Annotated in this window: 1 pseudogene; it reads right to left on the bottom strand. The window is 72.3% G+C overall.

The window, feature by feature from the left end:
* A pseudogene (locus tag F0L68_RS43180) lies at positions 1-220 on the bottom strand (beta-ketoacyl synthase N-terminal-like domain-containing protein); the annotation flags it as partial.

Here is a 220-nt window from a genome sequence, read left to right as displayed (position 1 = left end):
CGCGCAGTTCATCACCGTGTTGGGGAACAGCGCGGGGTTCACCAGGTAGGGCCGGTCCGCCACGAGGGTTTCGAGACTGTAGTCGGCCGAGGAGCGCAGGCTGCCCACCGTGGTGCCCAGCGCGATGCCGACGCGGGTTCGGGACTCGTCGTCGATCACCAGGCCGGCCTCGGCGAGCGCCTCCCCGAAGGCGACCAGCGCGAGGCCGGTGGCCCGGTCG

Origin of the sequence: Solihabitans fulvus (genome assembly GCF_008386585.1) — a bacterium.
Lineage (GTDB): Bacteria > Actinomycetota > Actinomycetes > Mycobacteriales > Pseudonocardiaceae > Solihabitans > Solihabitans fulvus.
Note: the sequence above shows the minus strand (reverse complement) of the source record. Positions and strands in the feature narration are given on the sequence as shown.